Origin of the sequence: Nostoc cycadae WK-1, assembly GCF_002897135.1 — a bacterium.
In the GTDB taxonomy this organism is placed as follows: Bacteria; Cyanobacteriota; Cyanobacteriia; order Cyanobacteriales; family Nostocaceae; genus Nostoc_B.
The window spans coordinates 300,008-316,905 of the sequence record NZ_DF978430.1 but is presented as its reverse complement, the minus strand read 5'-3'; the positions used below and the strand labels follow the sequence as shown (position 1 = coordinate 316,905).

Sequence of the window (16,898 nt, the reverse complement as noted above, 5' to 3'; positions counted from 1 at the left end):
CTTTTTTTATCAGGTGCAAGATGTGAGGTGGAGTATGTGCGGGCGGGGGTACATATTCCGTTGGCGCGTCCTTTAACAACTCGTTACGCTATTGGTTTTGCGATCGCATCTTTGATTTGGTTAAGTTCCGCATTTTTGCCAGTTCCTTGGCGATTCGCACTCTGGGGCGTGGGAATTGTGATTGATTTTGGCACACCGTTAACCGCCCGTAAGCACCAGATTGGCTTGCTTCCGCACGCCTCCCATTTACCAGAACGTTTTGGATTGTTCACAATTATTGTGTTGGGGGAAGCAATTATTGCAGTGGTTAACGGTGTTTCAGAGCAAAAATGGCAGGTGTTAACTGTAATTTCTGCAATTTTTGGTCTGATGATCGCCTTTAGTTGGTGGTGGGTTTATTTTGATAATTTAGGGGGAACACCAATTGAAACCGCACGCACACAAGGAAAAGTTGGGACTGTTAATATCTGGCTTTATACCCATTTACCATTAGTGATTGGGATTGCGGCTACTGGAGTTGGTGTAGAAGAAATTTTAGTCAGTCAGCCAACTATAGCGTTAGCAGATCCGCAAAGATGGTTGATTTGTGGTTCAGTAGCATTATGCTCGTTAGCAGTGGGTATTCTGCACCGATATGGCGTGATTCGATATTGTAAGATTCGTTCTATGTATCGCTTGAGTGCTGTAGTTGTGCTGTTGGCGATCGCATTTTTTGGCAAAGGTTTATTACCTGTTGCAGTTATCGCCTTAGTAGCTTTAGTTTCTGCTGTACAAGTGATTCAAGATGTGTATCAGAGTCGCCCGAATAATCGCTTGGCCGATCCAGAAATTTAAAAGTGCTGAGTAAAGCAACCCAGTATTAGGATTAATCTGCGATCGCCCATCGCACATAAGGACGAGAAGTGGTTACAGTTTTGTAACTAATGAGAGTGTCTGGTACTGGAATTTTCTGCAAGTCTACACGGAAATATGCCTGTTTATTTTTGAATTGCACACTATAAAAAGGATATTCCTGACCTTGGGTTTGACCCACACAAGTAGCGTAGTTATTGCGTAAAGGTGAAACAAATTCTACAAAATGTTGATTCTTTGATGGAACTAATTTAGTTGTATCGGCAAAAGCTCTAGTATCGGCAATTACAGTATGTTCAGCACCACCTTCATAAGGTAGCGTTAACCACCACAAACCAACTGTTTGCGGACAACTTCCGCTTGTACGTTGCACTTTTAATTGCACATTGGGTTCAGCCAGTGGACTTTGTGAAGGTTGTGCTTGCGCTGTAGAGGCGATCGCACTCGCTACAACTAAAGGGCATAAAATCCCACCTAAAATTGTCAATTTCGCCAACTTATACATAACTCAAAATGTTTATCATGCAAACTATTACTCATAAATTGACTCAGCAAATGTAGCAAAAGTGCCTAATTAATTTGATTTATCGCTAACGTGTTTTCAGTTACAGTTACACCCTAAGAAACAACGCCACAATATTGTTAATTACGCATTCCTACCACTAGCTGTCTCATGAAACCTCGAATTATTGTTTGCGGCTTAGGGCGTACTGGATATAAAATCTTTCGTCTGCTGAGACAGCAGGGCGCATCGGTTATTGGTATCCATCACAAACCAATCCCTGGCGAATGTTCATCAGATGTAATTATTGGTAATTTACACGCAGCAGCAACTCTCACAGCTGCGGGAATTCACCAAGCACATACTTTGGTGATAGCGGGTTCTGAAGATACGTTGAATTTGTCAATTATGATGCAGGCGCGGGTATTAAATCCGCGACTTCGCATTATTAACCGCTTTTATAATACAAATCTGGGTGAACGTTTAGATCAAACTCTCCCAGAACATTTGAGTATGAGTGTTGTGGGGTTAGCTGCACCACTCTTTACATTTGCGGCTTTAGGAAATCAAGCCATAGGACAAATCAAATTATTTGATCAAACTTGGCCTGTGCAAGAAGAATATATTGATGAAAACCATCCTTGGTTGGGGTGGAATTTAAGTAATTTGTGGGAAGAACCCGCAGGAATGCCCATTTATTATTTACCTGTGCGCGGGGAAATGAATTTAATTGAAGGGGTGCTATCTGGGCAAGAATTACAAGTAGGCGATCGCTTAATTGTCGCGATTCAACCCCGGATTCGTTCTATTCGCAGGTCGTTAATTAAAAAAGTATTAAAGGTTTGTACCAGTCTGCGCCAGTTTCAACAACATGGCAAGTCGGTAGTAATTGGTGCGATTGTGTTGATGGTAATTATCGCGATCGCCACACTCACTTATCGGTCTACAGAACTGAGTTTATCTTTAGTTGATGCCTTGTATTTTTCTGTCGGTATGATTACTGGCGCAGGCGGTAACGATAAAGTTGTCGAAAATGCCCCTAACAGTATCAAGTTATTCACCATTGTGATCATGCTAATTGGCGCAGTGGTGATTGGGATTTGGTACGCTATGCTAACGGATTTTGTCTTGGGAAACCGCTTCAAGCAATTTTGGGATGCAGCCAGAATTCCTCAACGCCATCATTATATTGTCTGCGGTTTAAGTGGCATTGGCAGCAAAATCGTCCAGCAACTTCATACCAGCGGTTATGAAGTCATCGTTATTGAAACAGATTCTAATAATAAATATGTTAACTCGGTGCGCGGGTTAGGGATTCCTGTAATTCAAGGTGATGCTAGTTTCCGTACTATTCTGCAAACTACTAATATTACCTCTGCGGCGGCGGTGTTAGCTGTAACTAGCAACGATGCAACTAACCTAGAAATTGCCCTTAAAGCCAAAGGGATAGCCCCAAAAATTCCAGTAATTGTTCATTATGCTGACCCCGATTTTGCGAGGATGGCGCAACAAGTTTTTGATTTTGAAGCCGTTCTCAGTCCCGCAGAACTAGCCGCGCCAGCTTTTGCTGCGGCTGCTTTAGGTGGGCGCATTCTCGGTAATGGCATCACTGCTGATAAACTTTGGGTAGCCTTCGCCACATTAATTACACCATCACATCCTTTTTGTGGTTTATTGGTCAAAGAAATAGCCATGTCTGCTGACTTTGTACCGTTATATATGGAAACTAACTCTCAACGTGTCCAAGGTTGGGAATTACTGACAACACAGCTGGCTGATGGAGATATTTTATATTTAACAATGCCTGCTAATCGGTTATATCAATTGTGGCGGGAAGATCGAGTATCGCAGAAGAGTTAGGAGAAGAAAGAGTTTAGGGGTTTAGGGGTGTAATTTTTGCGATCGCTCACATTATGATTGTGATGGTTAAAAGATGAAATGCGATCGCCCACATTATGATTGTGACGGTTGAAATAACAAATGCGATCGCTCACATTGTAATTGCGAGGTTTGAAAGATGAATTGCGATCGCCCACATTATGATTGTGATGGTTGAGAGATGAAATGCGATCGCTCACATTGCGATTGTGATGGTTGAAATAAGAATTGCGATCGCTCACATTGTGATTGTGACGGTGGAAATATGAAATGCGATCGCTCTCATTATGATTGTGACGGTTGAAATATGAATTGCGATCACTCACACTGCAATTGCCAACTTAAATTTCTCGTCGGAGACTTATTTCGGCTACCTGGGGAAACCAGCGGTTTAGTTTTACCGATTCGCATTTTAGGCGATCGTATCTGCGATACTTATAAAAAAGCGATATTGCCTAATTTTCTTCTCTTGACTCTTCTTGAGAGACATCTGCTAATTTTATCTGTAATTCTTTTACTTGCTCTACTGTTAACCCAGTAATTCGCGCTACCGTTTCCACTGATAAACCTTCACGTAACGAATTAAGTACTACTTTTTCTAATGTCTTTTGAGTAGCTTTTTTTTCCCAGCTTGTGATAATTTCCATATATTCCTCCTTTTTATCTAATCCCATTGTAGTAATTACCGCCTTAAAGGTTTGTTCTTCGGCTTCATTTAAATTTAAATAAGTATCAACAAAGCCGGAAATCAACTGCATTCTTGCAGGATCTAATTTTAGAGTAGTTAATAGCCGCAAACATTCTGCTTTCACCTGCGGACGTTCTGCTGGTGAAATATTCATTTTGGACATTAGTGCTGCTGCAACTGGGTTTTGTTGATTTAAATAATCTCGCCAACTAATTCTATTTAATTGAATTGCTGCAAATTCAAATTTGAGTACGTCTAAATCGGGAAAGGTAATGCTATGTGTTTGTGGTTCTTGTCTTAAAGGTTCATCAAAAGAGAAAATTACGACGGGGTAGATTGGTAAATCATATTTTTCGTAAAGTCTTGCAAAATATTTAAACATTCGTTTTGCAAAATCTTGCTGTGTATAAGATTGAGCTTCAACATGAATTAGGAAGAAAGTATCTTTTTCTCGATATTTTACTTTTGCAAGTAAATCTATGATTTTTTTATCTCCCGCAGTCACATCAACAAGTAATTGTTCTGGTAAAAATTGAATCGATTCCTTATTTATATCACCAGCAACAGCAGGAAGAAATAGGTCGATGAATTCAGTAAAGAATGTAGAAATTAATTCTTTAAATAAACGATCATGATCAATTGACATAATTTGATAGTACTAATTCTCTTCTTCTAGTAATTGTTCGATGAATATTTGCACTAAAGGCACTTGAAAAACATTACCTTCTTGAGTCAGAATTTCTTTGCGGGTGAGCCTTCGTACTGTCCCTCTATCTTGTGGTGTGGGAGTTTCACCTTGAATTATTCGCTGAAGTAAATGGCGGTCATTCTCTGTTAAATTATTCCAGATTTCCCGAAAATATTGATCGCCTCGCTCTAGCACAATAGGAATAATTTCTTGTACATCTTGCGCGGTGGCTTTGATTGTCTCTAGTTGGCGGCGATTTGCTCTAATATCTTTGTTTAAAAATTCTACTAACTCATAACACATCAACTGCACAAGATAAGGTTGGCAGCAAGTTAGGTGAATAATTAAATCTACAGCACTTGATTCATAAATATTAGAAAAATCTTCGATAGGACGTGTAATTAATTCACGCGCTTCTGACTCTTGCAAATAACTCATTCGCAAGGCGCGGGTGTTAATTAAATAATCAGTCCAGTAAGGTTCAAGTTCTGATAATTGATGAGAACCACTAAACAGCAAAATCCATTGTTTTTGATGTTGCAGCAAATTGCGAATAAAGTTGAGTGGCGCACGGCTGTTTGTAGCTGTAACTACCTCACTCAAGCGTTCATATTCATCTAAACATAAAAGAAATCGCTTACCAGAATTGCTACGTTCGATTTCTGCTAACCAAGTTTGTAATGCGGGAAATGGATCTTCAGCTAATTTATCAGCATCGGGATTTGGTAAGAAGATTTTGCGGGGTAAGCGGCGTGCAGTATTGATAATTTGTTGGGATAGATTTTCGGCAAATCCTTTAAGTGTTGTGGCTGAAGCTGCTCCTTGTAAATCTACCAACAAAGGAACAATATTAGGAACAACTTTGTCAGGTAAATATTTGAGTGCAGAGGTTTTACCAGTTCTGCGCCCACCGTAGAGCAATAAAACTGGTGGCTGATCGGAAAGCGTTAAAGTTTCAATTTCTCGAAAGATATCAATTCGCCCTTTAAAGCGATTTGTAGCTGTGGCGGGGTCTAAAGAATTACCAGCAATGTAAACTTGCCGAATTTCTTGTGATTGTTTGGCTGTTTCTGCTAAAGTGCGCTGTGCTGTTTCTAATATTGTGAGCCAGCGATTTGCAATGCTGCCAAATTGAGTAGCTAATGCAGCGTTTTTTGCAAAAGTTAGAGAGTTTTTTAGTTCCTGCAAAGCATTGATAGGAGGTTTTAATAATTCATATTGTCTATATGATGTGGTTGCTTGTTGCGATGCTTGTACGCCTTGGCTAATATCTAATAATTGGGGCAGAATTGTCCCAAGTTCTGGTGGAGGTGGTGATGGAATCCATGTTGTTTGATAGGAAATATCGGCAATATCTCCTAATCTTCGGCATTGGTTGAGAATATCTATAGCAATTTTGATGATTGCTTGTGTTGCAACTTTTTGTTTATTTGTAGATGTAATTAAATAATCAATGGTTTTAAGAGCAATGACTGGGTTTTTTGCATAAGCTTCCGCTATCATCCAATCCATGAAAGGCAGAGGTAAAATAATCAGTTCATCAAACCAAGGGGGCAGATATTGTAAATAACTTCCTGAACTTTGCCAGCGAGAAATAAAAAAAATAATGAACATCCAAATCAATTCCGGCAACCAAAAGTAAACTCTTAGTACACCAAAAACAAACGCCACGCTGAAAGCCACGCCGAACGCCACGTTCAACACCACGCCTGTCGCCACGCCGAACGCCACGCTGAAAGCCACGCCTGTCGCCACGTCTATCGCCAAGCTTAATGCCACGCCGAACGACACGCCTACCGCCACGCCTACCGTCACGCCTGTCGCCACGCTCAATGCCACGCCGAACGACACGCCTATCGTCACGCTCAATGCCACGCCTGTCGCCACGCTCAATGCCACGCCTACCGCTACGCCGGCCACGTCAAACGCCACGCCTACCGCCGCGCCTACCGTCACGCCGAACGCCACGCTCAACGCCATGTCTGACAAGAATCTAGCTACTAAGAATACACTAAAGTTGCTAACAACTAAAATAACTAATCTATTTTTATAGATACCACGCTCTAAAACCCTTCCTATTAGCCAGCCCAACCAAAAAATCAAGTTTATGAACCAGTTAAAAGATTCACCGCTAACTAGTGTGTAAACTGGTGCTACTAGCAATACGGCAAATATTGGCACTAATGCCATTAACCACCAAACTTGTCCTGCATAGCGACGTAAACGAGGATTTGAAGGAAACTCAGCTTGTTTGTCAAAGGGGTTATCTCTCGGTTTTAATTCTGGATGGATATCGCGCAGCCAGCGTTCAAAAGTAAAAGGCTTAAAGTAAATCCAATACAAAAGGCGCAGACATTCAGCTACATAATTCCACAAGCCTGATGTTGGTGAAGTTTGACTCATATCATGTTCTGTAAATAGTTTGTCTTACGTCATTGCGAGGCGTAGTGAAATGTAGCTTGGGTTAAGGAACAAAAACTCAACTATAGTTAAGACTTCGTTGGGTTTCGCTATCGCTCCACCCAACCTACTTTTTTATTTAATCCCTAATTGATCACGCACAAAATCCCAAACTTCATTCCAATTGATAACTCGTGTAAACACCAAAATAACCATTACTAAAATTGCCATTCCTTTAATCCAGCTACTCACATCATCTACAGTTCCGCCAAGAAATTTAACTACGCGCCCTAGACGTACTGGTAAATTCCAAACTAACCAACGCAGTCCACGCCACCATCGGCGCGAATCTAACCGAGACTGTGGTAAGCGCCGAGATTCTTGAACAAAATGAGTTTTTACCCAGTTTTCATCGTGTCCTTGCTGACGTGCTTCACACACCAAGCCTCCTGCTATTTGCAGTAAAAATGGATGACTCCCGGCTAACTGCTGAGTTAAACGCTGTTCATCCATACTTAAAGCAGGTGCAGCATTATTAACTGTACTAGCTGGTAGGCGTAGCAAATCTTTGACTTCATCTTCTTGCAGTTCTCCCAATTTAATCACATGACCTAAGTTGAAAAAAGAAGAAGTTAATTGATGTTTTTTGCTGTAAAAATCTAATTGATGTTGTGAAGCGATTACCAACATCACAGAGTTGTGATTCATCAAAGAACGCAAGTTATTATAAAAGTCATTATTAAATTCGCTCTGGTTGTCAAATAAAGTTTTGAAATCATCCAAACATAAAACTGGTAATACACCTTGCCTTTTCCATTCTCTGATTGCATCAGAAAAAACTATACGGTCAAGGGGTCTAATTTTTAAAGGGTCACTTAAAGCTTGGTTGGTAGCCACACTAGAAAAATTGAGTAACTCCTGCGCCACCGCTAAATAAAAATTTTCCTCTCGTTGACAATGTACACTTTGCAAGGAAAGGTAAATTACAACGTAGCGGCTAGAGTTCTGCACTCGCTGTTCCCAAGTTAGAAAAAAGTGATAAAGCAGCGAAGATTTACCAATGCGCTTTTCACCCACAATATTAATACTTGTCGGCTGTGCGCCACCCATCCGAGATGCGATCGCGTGTAATTCATCCTTCCGACCAACAAACAATCTGGGGTCTTCAATCATCCCCGCAGCCACAAAAGGGTTAGCAGGCAGCGATCCAGAAGTCATGTATAATTTTATATTAATTTAATTTATTTCAGTGTAATTGCTTAAAAGCATAGCATTATACTTTGTTCGGTAAAAGACTCATCATCAAAGCCGCAAAAGTTGTAATACCAATTTTTTATTAAGCTGCATAGAATCCGATCCCCCCTAGCCCCCCCAGGGCTGTTTCATTCCCTAAAACAGGTAAAATAGCAAGGGTTGAGGGGATAAAAATGATGGGTGCGGCTCTGATTGAACAATTAAAGCAAGTGGAAGACTTTAGAACGACGGATGGGCGAAGACACCAACTGTGGTTAGTGTTGCTGTTGGTAATCATGGGAACAATGAATGGATATGTAGGATATCGGGGGTGGGGAGATTTTGTCAAAAGGCATAGTCGAGTATTAATCGAGAAATTTGGCATTCAAAAACATGGAGTACCCTCATATTCAACAATCCGGCGTGTAGTGATGGGAGTAGACTTCGATAAACTGGCTGATAAATTTAATGAATGGGCAAAAACTTATGTGGATTTAGAGGTATCAGAATGGTGTGCAACAGATGGGAAAAGTATTAAGGGTACAGTGCAAAACTACAGTTCATCTAATCAAAATTTCGTGAGTATAGTATCGGTATTTGCTTGTAAAAGAGGGCTGGTTGTCGGGATGGAGAAATTTGAGAATCAGCAAAAAAGCGAAATCCAGGTTGTCCAAGAGCTAATCACTGCATTGGGTCTAGAAGGAGTGGTCTTGAGCTTTGATTCCCTACATTGTCAAAAAAAACTTGCAAAATAATTATAGAAAGTGGCAATGATTATGTCATTGCGGTTAAAGATAATCAACCCAAACTACGTAGCCATATTCAACGCATTGCTGCCACAAAAAAACCAACTTCTCGTGTAGTTGAAACCGAAAAAACCAGAGATAGATATACAACACGCACTGTAGAAGTTTTTCATGATATCAATGGAATTGACCCGTCATGGACTGGAATAAAATCTTTAGTCAGGGTCGAAAGAATTGGTACGAGAAACGCTAAGAAATATCATGAAATTGTTTGTTATATTAGCAGTCTGATAGCAAGCGCGAAAGAATTTGCTATCGGTATTCGTGGACACTGGGGTATCGAAAACTGCCTTCACTGGGGAGGCAGTGCCGTGGGCGGGTTTCCCGACTTGAGGCAACTGCCGTTGAAAGACGTTGTTTTCAAAGAGGACTGTTCTACAATCCGTCTTGGCAACGCTCCCGCTAATCTTTCTATTATCAGAGCAATCGCACTCAATATCCTTCGTCGTCATAGTTATCATTCCATCACTATTGCTCAAAGATTTCTCTCTCATGATATTGACAAACTACTTCGTCTTGTGGAATGAAACAGCCCTGCTTTTTAAGGGGGATTTAGGGGGATCGAAATATGTGCAACTTCACATTAAATTGGTATAAGGAAAGCAAACATTACAATTGTGACGGTGAAAAGATGAAATGCGATCGCTCACATTGTGATTGTGACGGTGGAAATAACAAATGCGATCGGTCACATTGTAATTGCGAGGTTTGAAAGATGAATTGCGATCGCTCTCATTATGATTGTGACGGTTGAAAGATGAATTGCGATCGCAAAAAATCTACAACCGATAGCCAACGCTGAAGTAAAAACCATCATCTTGAGCGTTTCTTCCCCGGTCATCTAAATCTATCAAGGGGTATCCATAATCAAGTTTGATATCAAGCTGCGGTATGGGTTGAAATAATACGCCGAGTCCGATACCTGCAATAAATTTCTGACGTTGTAAGGTATTCGGGTTATCATCCACATTCCAGATGTAAGCCATATCAAAAAATGGCGCAATTTGCAGTGTTGAATTACCAGATGCGTCTCGTTGCACTGTTAAACGGTCTTCGATAGTCAAGCGTACACCGTTATCACCAGCGCGGACGTTTTGGCGATAACCGCGGACTGATTGACCGCCACCGACAACAAACTGCTGGGCTGGTAACAAGGCATTGGGTGTAATTTGTAACTCAGCTTGGGCAACTAATATATTATCTGTACTTAGACGTTGCACTCGTTGGGCTTGTGCTAACCAGCTAAAAAACTGCCCATCAGGAATGGGGCTGGGATTACTAGTAGCATCAAATATACCAAGACCGAAACTAAATAGCGATCGCAATGCCCAAGCACCATTAATATCCCGAATTACATAATCTTGACCAAATTTAATTACACGGGTGCGACTATTCCCTTCATCATCTGGGCCAAAACCAAAGGGTGTTGGCCCTGCAAAGGTAAAAGTTTGACCATTCTGCACAGCAAAACCTAGAGATAAAGCAAATTCTTCACGGGGTGTTCTAATTAGTGGTTGTCTAAAACTAATTTCATACAGTTGCGATTCCCCACTGATATCAAAAGCTGCAAATGGTTCTTCCACAACATTCGTATCATTGAATGATGTTCGCAGTTGTAAAGTCCCATCCATCGGGTTGAGTGGTAAGCGATAATTAAAATCAAAAACATTTGCGCCACCTCTGGTTGTTAAATAATAGGCAGCACTAAATTCATCACCCAGACCAGAAAGATTGCGATAACTAGCATTCACGCCCAATCTTTCTGAACCAATGCTAGGAGGAGAATAATTATCAACAGTCAACGCTGCATTAAAGGGTTGTGCTTCAGTCACGCGCACAATCAAAATACTTTGACCAACACCACTACCCGCCCGTAAACTAGCTTCCACGTTAGAAAATAAAGGGTCAGCCCGGAGTAATCTTAATTGGTCTTCTAATGCAGAGGTCAAAAGCGGCTTACCTGCGCCTAAAGCTACACGACTACGCACATATTCAGGATTTAACCTTCTTGTACCTTGAACTTCGATTTTTTCGATTCTCCCTTCAATTACCCGAATTTCCACCACCCCATTGTTTACCGTTTGGTCTACAACAATTGCCCTAGATGTGATGTAGCCTTGGTCAAGGTAAACTTGAGTGATGGCATCAGCAGCTTTGCGGAGTTCTTCGACTGTAACTTCACGCCCTTCTACAGTCTGAGTAATGGTTTTAAATCTCTCTGGGCGAAAAACTGTACTCCCTGTGACGTTGATTTTCTCTACTTTAATAGTTTGAGAAGCTTCTGTAGGTTGAGTTTCGGGAGTTGGCGTTGGTGTTGGTTGTATGGGGGGTTGTGACTCTGGCGGTAAAGGTTCTGGTGTTGTTCCAGGCTGGGGAAACCGGTCTTGATTAGGGTTTCCTTCGGGATTGGGTGCTTGTGCAAATGATGGCAAAGTTAAAATTACACAAGCACAACTAAAAATCAAGCTAGTAGATAGCCAATGTATATATTTTTTGAATAAACCAAAATAAATCGCAGATTGTAAATTTGACATTTTAAATTTTGTCTATAAAAAATCATTCCTATGTAAGATTTATTGTTTCTGGTTTTGCTATATTGTGTCACTTTTTTATTATTTTTTAATGTACTTCTCCAATTAAATTAAATCCTCCCCAATATTTGGCATTAGGATACTGCTTCATTGTGGCTAACATCGCTTTTTGTAATGCTTGGGCTTTGTTAGGGTTCTGCTTTAACTGGCGATAAAATTCAGTAGTTAGCATAGATGTCGGTATATCTGTTGCTGCCCATTGTGAGACAATCACACTAGGAACACCAGATGCCATCAATGCTAAAGATAAACTCAGTACACCATTGCCCATACTACCTTGTCCGGTTTCCCCAGCACTGATAAAGGCTAACTTAGCACGCAAACGCTTACCTTTTGGTTGATTGTACAAGTTGAGAATTTCGCTGGCGGTGAGTAGTCCGTTATTTTCTCCAGCTAAGGCGATACCTCCGGGGATACCTTGTCTTTTGATATCATCTAAAACACTATATGTTGCTAGATGAATGATTTTGGCTTTGGGTAATAAAGGTAGAATTGCTGCTTTTGTGGCTTGGCTACCAATTAAAGCTTTAGTTTTAAATAAATCAGCAATAGCTAAAGCTTCTTGTTCTGCATTGATTAATTGTGGTAAAGGTTGCGGTGCTTGATTAATTGCACGAGCAATTTTCGGCATGGTAGGATTACCCACGACAACAACTTTACTCCCACCTGTTCTACCTCGTTGTTCTTTTGCTAATTTGAGTATTTGAATTGCTGGTACAGTTGAAATGGGATGTTTTTCAATTAAATATTTGCCAGAAATATCAACCAATGCTGGAAAGGGAACAAACCATAAATCATCTTGGGGAATGAATATGATTTGGGCTGTAGGATTTTCCGGTAGTAAATCAGCAATTGGCTTGATTAATAATTGATGTAACTGCAATAAAGGATTAACAAGTTTTTTACCTTGATTCTCTTGACTATTTACACCTAGATAATTAGGAATATTAGCAACTATTTCAGAGATGGAATTAACTGAATCAAATGTATTTTCCGGTATTGGTTTGATTTTACGGAATGTAATTTTCCCTGTAGGTTGAATTACCCAAGTATATAAGCCATCATCAGGAATGATAGTATATTTCACCAGAGTAGCTTTTTGCTCTTTAGCAATTTTTTGAATGTCGGCAATTGTGGGTAAGACAATTGATTTAGGTGCGATTTTTAGATTATTATCTTTTGGTTCAGAAGCTAACCGCATTCCCAATAATTGTAAGGATGCCATAATACTGCTTTGTTCAGAGATTTCTAATGCGTCCTCTGGCTGATTTTGAGTAATCAAAACTTGTTGTAGTAAGTTATATGTATTCCTTTGTTCCGCCGCATAATCAATTGTGTTACCTAACTCTAAACGTAAAGATTTCCAATTTTTAATACTTGCTTGTAGCGTAGTTTCAGCGTCATCTAATTTATTAGAGTTTAAATAAACAAAAGCTAAGTTATTTAAAGCTGTGCCTTGGTTGTAATTATCTTTATTAGCTTTAGCAAAATCTAGCTGTTCTTGATATAATGCGATTGCCTTATCGTAATCTTTGGCAAAAGTATAAACGCGTCCTAATTGTCTGATTACCTCAAATTTTTGAGATTTATCTGTAAGTTTTAGCTGTTGTTGATAAAAAGCGATCGCAGCTTTAAAATCTCCTTGCTTTTGATAGGTTTCGGCGATTTGTTTAAATGTCAGGCTTACTAGGGAGTTATTGCTTAATTCCTGGGCTAATCTTAGCTGTTGTTGATAAGTTGCGATCGCCTGGGGATATTGCCCTAATTTACAATAAGTTGCAGCGAGGTTCTGTAAGGAATCAATTTGCAGTTGATAGTTATTATTGCCTTTAGCGGTTGTGAATTGTTGGGAATAAAACGCAATCGCTTGTTTATACTCAGTTGCAGCATCATGGTCTAAACCAACATTACCTAAAAAAGCTGCTTCTCTATCAGGATTACCAATATCTTTTTTGAGTGTGGTTGCTTGTTCTTGATATTTTTTAGCTAACTTTTCATCGCCTAGATTAGTATATGTATTGCTGAGGTGTTCAAAAATTTGCACTGTCATTGATTGATTAGCAAAGTCTTGAGTTAGCTGTAAACTTTGTTTGTAAAAACTAATCGCAGTTCTATATCTACCAAGAGTAAAGTAAGCATCAGCGATGCGAAATAGTGCGGTGGCTTCTCCGGTGCGATCGCCAATTATTTGATATAGTCTGAGTGATTCTTGTAATGATGTTAAGGCTGATTTAAACTGTCCGTTGGTTAGTTGTCTGTTACCAAGATTTAAGAGTAAGTTAGCACGATATTGTTGTGCGTCTATTGGTTGATTGGAATTGGCGGAAAGTGGTAAAAGTAGGAGGGAGGTTAAGGTTATTGTTAAAAAAAGATGGGGTTTCATAGTATTTTTTATCTCACGCATAGACGCGGTAGCGGCTTCTCGAAGAGTAGGCGCAAAGACGCAAAGAAGAAAAATTTGCTTTTAATCAAATCCTGGTGGTAGTTCTAAGGGTGAGAGTTTGTCTGGTTGAGAAGGTGTCGGTGAATTTGGGTTAGGTGATGTATTGTTACCTGAAGATGGGGAAGTACCAGGCGGTTGTGTAGGTTGTGTTGCGGCTGGTGGGGGTATAGCTGGAATTTGGGGTTTTGCACCTTCTAGTTGTGGTAGTTGTGGTTGATTGGTTGTTGAGTTAGGCGGTAAAAAAGTTTCAATGGTGACGGAACGACTTACTTTTTCACCAGTAGAATTAGTAACTTGTAAAGTAATTATTTCGCTACCGGGTTGTTGATTAACTGGGTAAGGTATTGTACCGTTACGCGGGATATCTCCTGGCGCAGGAAGAAGTTCAACTTTAATATTATTACTACCTTCAATTTTCCAAGATAAGTTGAGAGGTTTATTAGGCTTGAGTGGATTAATTACTATGGTATATTTTGGTAATGGGTTATTACCATTAATTTTAAATTCGATAATTTTGCTGGGTAAAGGTTGAACTTTTACTAAGTCTGTTTTTTGCGAAATACTTGGTTTATCTGTATCTGTTTTAGTAAATACTTGTATTTCAAATATATAGTCTCCTGCGCCGCGATTATCAGCAGGAACATTGCGACAGTTTAATTGATTATCTTGCTGGGTACAGAAGGTTTTTAGTGTGTCGGGAATACCTTGGCTGACATTGTAAGTTTGTTGTGGACTATTAACTAAATTTTCTGGCGATCGCCCAATAATGCGTAATTCTTTTAATCTATTTAAATCATTGATTTCCCAATTGAGACGAATTGTGTCTGGTCTAATTTTGTTATCACTATTTTTAACTTCTTGATAAACAGATTGTGTTGGAGAAAATTGCAGAAGTTGCGGTGGGGGAATCGGGATAATTTTAATCGTATTCGTTTTAATTGTGTCGGCGGGCAAGTCTGGATTATCATTAGCAAATGCTTGCATTTGAAAAATGTAATCTCCTGATTTACGCGCATCAGTCGGCACATTAGCACAAGTTAACACTGCACCCATTTGACAAAATGGTTGTAGTTCTTGGGGTAGTTTACCGTTGAAGGTATAAACTATTGGTTGTACCGCCGCTGTACCATCAGCAAATAAACCAGTTAAAGATAATGTTTGCAATTTTTTGGGGTGGCGAATTTGCCAACTCAAGCGAATAAAATCATTGTTAGAGGCTTGATAAGTCGCATCAGAGGAGAGAAATTGCAGAATTTTGGGACTTGCGAGGGGACGGAAAAACCATAACCAAATCAAGAATGCGATCGCTGCTACACTACCTATAACTGTCAACAATACAAGTAAAAATTGCCACCAAGGACGCGGTTCCCAAATTAAACTTCCTGGTAAAGCAGGATTAGGTAAAGGTATTTGTTGCTGATCTACTAATTCAATGCGAAAGTTAAGTAATCGCCCCGCACCAAACATCGGACGATACCACCATTTCACGGGTACTACCGTCACTTTTGTCGACACTTTTTCTCCCGGTAATACGCGCAACAAAGCCGGAGAAGTTACGTAAGTACACACCTTATCTTCATCTATAGGAACTGCTTCACAAGCAATTTCTCTGACAGTGTTACCCGCATTTGTCAACTTAACTTCAAAAGTTCCGCCTTTGCGTCTCACTCGATTTACCACTATCAGCATCTCTGCATTTAGCAAGTAAGACGGCAAAATTTCCCAATATATGACATCCAATAGCATCAAATCGGGATTGTTGGCAGAATACAAGCGGATGCTGGGGTAGTAAAGTCCGGCGTTTGCGCCTAGTGATGGCTGAAATTGAAGTAAGATTTCTCCTTTTTCGCCTGGGTTAAGATTTAAACCCATGTTGGGGATAACAAGTCCCGCCGTTTCCAAACCTTCGGGATAGCGGATACTCACCCATTCTTCAGGTAAATCAAGACAACTGAGGCGAAATCTATCTACCCTATCAGAACGGTTGTGGACATTGACATTCACCTGTAAGATTCCGCCTGGGAGAATTTTGGCAGGCGATCGCGAACTCGTTAAAGGTAGTAAGCTAAAAGTCGGGTCACTAACTCTAACTACAGTTTCAATTGCTGGTAAAACCTGAATTTTTGCCCCATGTCGAATTGGCGTATCTTCAGGATAATGTAACGGCGCATCGACAACAATTGAATAGTTGTAAGTGCTAGGAATTGCTGTTACAGGTACGTGAAATTCAAATAACACCTCACCCACAGAATTAGGACTTAGCGCTAACCTCTGTTTAGGCGCATCACACCATTGAATTAATTGCGGTGATAATTCATCAATAAAAATATCAATTAACGCACTTTCCACCCCTTTATTCGTAACAGTGATATTAAGTTCAAATTTTGCCCCAGCTTGAACTGCATAATCACCAGAAGGATTAAAAATAATCGCTAGGGGATTTCCAGGCGCGAGAGTTTGTTGAATATTCTGCTGTTGAATACCACGTTTAGCCGCCAAATTAACGCGGTATTTCACCTCACCAGATGTTAAAACTTGCTGAACAAAACCTTCTTCAACTAATTTATCTAATAAAGCTAAAGTAGCTTGTTGATTTAAATCTAAATGAATTGATACTTGAGCTAGAGTAACACTATCAGGACGCTTAATTAGCCACTGGACAATTTTGCGCTGTTGTGGTGGCAGAATCAACACATCTGCCATACTCAAACCGAGTTTGGAATCTGTAATTCTCGAATTTGTGGCAGTCATGCTTACCCCTAAAAAAGTAAAAAATAAAAAGGCAAAAGTAAAAAGATATTTTATCTGTGTAAGTTA

At 40.0% G+C, this 16,898-nt stretch carries 10 protein-coding genes and 1 pseudogene; 3 read left to right on the top strand and 8 right to left on the bottom strand.

The genetic code is table 11. The features are described from left to right. Window positions 1-834, top strand: an 834-nt coding sequence (locus tag NCWK1_RS16460) for a low temperature requirement protein A (RefSeq protein WP_103125458.1), incomplete at its 5' end; no start/stop codon positions are given. A gap of 31 nt (window positions 835-865) precedes the next feature. On the opposite strand, the gene NCWK1_RS16455 is transcribed toward NCWK1_RS16460, so the two are convergent. Next, complete coding sequence (locus NCWK1_RS16455; protein WP_103125444.1) at window positions 866-1,357, bottom strand: hypothetical protein; 492 nt, start codon at window positions 1,355-1,357, stop codon at window positions 866-868. A 168-nt stretch (window positions 1,358-1,525) separates the two neighbouring features. Between NCWK1_RS16455 and NCWK1_RS16450 the strand changes: the two genes are divergently transcribed. Next, window positions 1,526-3,214, top strand: a complete 1,689-nt coding sequence (locus NCWK1_RS16450; RefSeq protein WP_103125443.1) for an NAD-binding protein — start codon at window positions 1,526-1,528, stop codon at window positions 3,212-3,214. Here NCWK1_RS16450 and NCWK1_RS29160 read toward each other — a convergent pair. From NCWK1_RS29160 to NCWK1_RS16435, 4 genes are all read right to left on the bottom strand, one after another. Beyond that, window positions 3,211-3,558: a hypothetical protein gene (locus tag NCWK1_RS29160; RefSeq protein WP_146033999.1), complete on the bottom strand. Its 348-nt coding sequence runs from the start codon at window positions 3,556-3,558 to the stop codon at window positions 3,211-3,213. The genes NCWK1_RS16450 and NCWK1_RS29160 overlap by 4 nt on opposite strands. A gap of 129 nt (window positions 3,559-3,687) precedes the next feature. After that, complete coding sequence (locus NCWK1_RS16445; protein ID WP_103125442.1) at window positions 3,688-4,566, bottom strand: Rpn family recombination-promoting nuclease/putative transposase; 879 nt, start codon at window positions 4,564-4,566, stop codon at window positions 3,688-3,690. Between the two features lie 12 nt (window positions 4,567-4,578). After that, a complete protein-coding gene (locus NCWK1_RS16440; protein WP_103125441.1) occupies window positions 4,579-7,011 on the bottom strand; it encodes an ATP-binding protein in 2,433 nt (810 codons plus the stop codon). 132 nt (window positions 7,012-7,143) lie between these two features. Then, complete coding sequence (locus NCWK1_RS16435; RefSeq protein ID WP_103125440.1) at window positions 7,144-8,226, bottom strand: AAA-like domain-containing protein; 1,083 nt, start codon at window positions 8,224-8,226, stop codon at window positions 7,144-7,146. Between the two features lie 209 nt (window positions 8,227-8,435). Here NCWK1_RS16435 and NCWK1_RS30610 point away from each other — a divergent pair. Continuing rightward, window positions 8,436-9,574: pseudogene (locus tag NCWK1_RS30610) on the top strand (ISAs1 family transposase). A 252-nt stretch (window positions 9,575-9,826) separates the two neighbouring features. Here NCWK1_RS30610 and NCWK1_RS16420 read toward each other — a convergent pair. The 3 genes from NCWK1_RS16420 to NCWK1_RS16410 all read right to left on the bottom strand — a co-directional run bounded on the left by NCWK1_RS16420 (window position 9,827) and on the right by NCWK1_RS16410 (window position 16,832). Then, entirely contained in the window at window positions 9,827-11,581 is a 1,755-nt protein-coding gene (locus NCWK1_RS16420) for a ShlB/FhaC/HecB family hemolysin secretion/activation protein (RefSeq protein ID WP_103125439.1), read from the bottom strand. A gap of 85 nt (window positions 11,582-11,666) precedes the next feature. Continuing rightward, window positions 11,667-14,021, bottom strand: coding sequence for a CHAT domain-containing protein (locus tag NCWK1_RS16415; RefSeq protein ID WP_103125438.1), 2,355 nt, complete (start codon window positions 14,019-14,021; stop codon window positions 11,667-11,669). Window positions 14,022-14,102: 81 nt separating this feature from the next. After that, the gene (locus tag NCWK1_RS16410; protein WP_103125437.1) at window positions 14,103-16,832 is read right to left on the bottom strand and encodes a COG1470 family protein; all 2,730 of its coding nucleotides are present in this window, start codon (window positions 16,830-16,832) and stop codon (window positions 14,103-14,105) included. Between the last annotated feature and the right edge of the window lie 66 nt (window positions 16,833-16,898).

What these genes read in the sequence shown, in the direction of transcription:
- NCWK1_RS16450 (WP_103125443.1), top strand. Translation starts at nt 1,526, where the DNA reads ATGAAACCTCGAATTATTGTTTGCGGCTTAGGGCGTACTGGATATAAA.
- NCWK1_RS16455 (WP_103125444.1), bottom strand. Translation starts at nt 1,357, where the DNA reads ATGTATAAGTTGGCGAAATTGACAATTTTAGGTGGGATTTTATGCCCT.
- NCWK1_RS16440 (WP_103125441.1), bottom strand. Translation starts at nt 7,011, where the DNA reads ATGAGTCAAACTTCACCAACATCAGGCTTGTGGAATTATGTAGCTGAA.
- NCWK1_RS16445 (WP_103125442.1), bottom strand. Translation starts at nt 4,566, where the DNA reads ATGTCAATTGATCATGATCGTTTATTTAAAGAATTAATTTCTACATTC.
- NCWK1_RS16415 (WP_103125438.1), bottom strand. Translation starts at nt 14,021, where the DNA reads ATGAAACCCCATCTTTTTTTAACAATAACCTTAACCTCCCTCCTACTT.
- NCWK1_RS16420 (WP_103125439.1), bottom strand. Translation starts at nt 11,581, where the DNA reads ATGTCAAATTTACAATCTGCGATTTATTTTGGTTTATTCAAAAAATAT.
- NCWK1_RS16410 (WP_103125437.1), bottom strand. Translation starts at nt 16,832, where the DNA reads ATGACTGCCACAAATTCGAGAATTACAGATTCCAAACTCGGTTTGAGT.
- NCWK1_RS16435 (WP_103125440.1), bottom strand. Translation starts at nt 8,226, where the DNA reads ATGACTTCTGGATCGCTGCCTGCTAACCCTTTTGTGGCTGCGGGGATG.